The sequence below is a fragment of the Streptomyces phaeoluteigriseus genome (assembly GCF_001896135.2).
Taxonomy (GTDB): Bacteria; Actinomycetota; Actinomycetes; order Streptomycetales; family Streptomycetaceae; genus Streptomyces; species Streptomyces phaeoluteigriseus.
In genome coordinates, this window is record NZ_MPOH02000026.1 from 1 (window position 1) to 2683 (window position 2683).

Genomic DNA, 2683 nt, shown 5'->3' on the forward strand with positions numbered 1-2683 from the left:
TCCTCCGGCCGCCGGGCCGGGCGGGACGGCGCGGGCGTGCGGACGTCTCGGGTACGGCGGCGGCCGCGGCGGGTCGGGTACGGCGGCGTCGCCGCTGCGGCAGCCCGTCCCCGTCCCTGTCCTCGTCCTTGTCCACGCCCATGGCCGTGTGGTGCCCGGGGGCGTCCGGTACGGCCTCCTCCGTCCCGTAGGCGTGCGACGGGGGCGGCGCGGCGGCGGGGACGGACTTGCGGGTGGTGCGCGGGGCGCTCGGGGCCGGCGGCCGGTCGGTGGGGTCGAGGCGGCTCAGCAGGTGGCTGTCCACCCGCAGCACCGCGCGCACCCCGCCGTAGGGGGAGGTCGAGGAGACGTCGACGCCCAGGTCGAACTGGCGGGTCAGACGGCCGATCGCGGCCAGGCCCATGCGCGGCGGGTCACCCAGGTCGGTGAGGAGGATGGGGGCGTCACCGGCCACCAGCCGCTGGGCGCGGTCGCGTTCGTCGCGGGTCATGCCGAGGCCCGCGTCGTCGACGGTGACGCACACCCCGTGGTGGACGTGTTCCAGGCTCACCACGACGTCGGTGTCGGGTGCGGAGTGCCGCAGCGCGTTGTCGAGGAGTTCGGCGACGATGATGGCGACGGGTTCCACGGCGTGCGAGACCAGGGCCGTGCCGGGTTCCAGGTGGTTGTGGACCTTGACGCGTTGGTAGCCCGCGAGCCGGGCCTGGCCGCCGGTGACCGCGTCCACCAGGTGCGACTCCTCGCGGGCGAGCCCCACCCAGGCCCCGCACACCACGGCGGCGACCTGGGCGCGCCGCAGCGACTGCTCGTTCTCGTGGTCGAGCTGGAAGAGGGTTTGCGCCAACTCGGGGTCATCATAACGCTGTTGGAGTCGCCGCAGGGCGTCCTGGAGTCGGTACAGGGCTGCCTGGATCTCCCGGGTGGCGCCGCGCATGCCGGCCTGTGCGGCGGCGTCGACGCGGGTGCGCTGGGAGGCCACCTCGGACTGGAGCGTCAGGAGCACGTTCTCCAGGGCGATGCCGAGCGGGGTGCCGACCGTCAGCGGCTGGAGGGGACCGGGGACCGCCAGATGCGGATGGGCCACCTGCTGGGCGGCGGCGGGCACCCGCCGGGCCGCGAGATGCTCGACCTCGGCGGTGAACGCCCTCAGTGAGCCGTCGAGTTGGGTTCGCAGTGCGGTCGTCTCCGCCCGTTGCCTGGTCTGTTGCCGTCGCAACCGCAGCAGCCCGCCGCCGAGGGCGAGCGCGGACAGTGTGCCGGCGGCGAGGCCACCGGCCACCAGGTCCGGTAGTTCGATCATCGATTCGGTTCCAGGGAGGGTCGGCGTTCCGGGGAAGGACGGGGCAGGGGTGGGTCCGGGAGTGCGGACCGGGCACTCGCAGCACAGTACACACCGTCATCGACCGATCTCGCACGGTCGAGGGAGACTTCGATCGGAAAGTGTCCGGTATCTGTTCGCTTCTGCGCGCGACTGTCGGAATTGCCGTACCGCGCAGGTGAGTTGACCCCGGCGCCCGAGCCTCCGATGCCGCCTTCCGCCCGGTCGGCCGCACGAACGAGGCGCGGTCCGACAGCAGGAAGGCGATCAGCTCGGCGACCTCCTCCGAGCGGCCGAGGCGGCCGGCCGCGTGCCGGGCGACGAGACCGTCGTAGGCCGATCCACGCCCGCCTCGTCGCGGAGTGCACGCCCGCGGCCGGACCGTGCCCGCTCGTCCAGAGGTGCAGTGGGTGTCCTTCACCGGGCTCCCCCGGAGTGTCGGGCCCGTGAGGCGTTAGGCGCCGCGCGGTGGTGTGAGGACGGCCAGGGTGCCGTTGGCCTGGCGCAGCGCCGTTTCCAGTGTGCCGGGGGAGTGCAGCGCACCCGTCCCGTCCGGCGGGATCAGCCATTCCAGGGAGCGGGCCGACCGGTACGGCGGGGGCACCGCGACCCAGGAGCCCCGGCCCACGTGTCTCAGCCCCTCGCCGATCCAGCGGCTCGCCGGGTCGGGCGGGAGGAAGAAGCCGACCCGGTGGGCCGCCGTGTCCACGAGGGTCGGCCCCGGCACGGGCAGCGCCGGCTGCCACAGCAGGTCCAGGGCGAGCAGGCCCAAGCGGTCCGGCACGCTCAGCAGGTTCCAGTAGCGGCCCGCCTCCAGCAGGGTGACGCCGTGGCCCTGATCCCAGTCCCGCTTGCAGCTCCGCGGGTCCCTCGCGGCGGCGGCGAGCCACTCCACGCCGCGCGCCCACATCGCATAGCTCATCATCCGGCTCCGTCAGGTCCGCCCGGAACGGCGGCCGCACACGGGCGCCACCGGAACCGGGCTCCGGCCCGTCGGCGGCACGCCGACTCGGCATATGCATGCTGATAGATATTTCTGCGTGGCGGAAGGGGTGGCGAGCCATGGCGTTTTGTTCTGGTTCGTTCGACCGTCGCGTCATGTTCGGTCGGCCGGGGAGTGAGAGCCGGGGCGTCAGGGGCCTGCGCGCGCGTCGCACGGAGTCCCGGCAACGGCGGGTCGGCGGCCCAGGTGGTCGGCGGAGGCCGGGTGGGCCGGGGCGGTCACGCCGGTGGACCGGGCGCCGCGCCCGTCGGCCGACATCTCGACACGGGCGGGCGGAGCCAGGACCTGCTCGGTAGTGGCCAGGTGCGCGCGAGCTGCGGGGGCGGGATGTCGGCCCGGGGTTGGCACGGTCGCGCGCGACC

General features: G+C 74.3%; 2 protein-coding genes and 1 pseudogene. All 3 read right to left on the reverse strand.

Going from position 1 to position 2683, the window contains the following annotated elements; genetic code table 11:
- The coding region (locus tag BM536_RS37040; RefSeq protein ID WP_342748880.1) for an ATP-binding protein at positions 1 to 1300 on the reverse strand (1300 nt) is incomplete at its 3' end.
- Positions 1301 to 1550: 250 nt separating this feature from the next.
- Positions 1551 to 1658, reverse strand: a pseudogene (locus BM536_RS43580) (short-chain dehydrogenase); the annotation flags it as partial.
- A 114-nt stretch (positions 1659 to 1772) separates the two neighbouring features.
- Positions 1773 to 2240, reverse strand: coding sequence for a hypothetical protein (locus BM536_RS37045; RefSeq protein WP_073500122.1), 468 nt, complete (start codon positions 2238 to 2240; stop codon positions 1773 to 1775).
- Between the last annotated feature and the right edge of the window lie 443 nt (positions 2241 to 2683).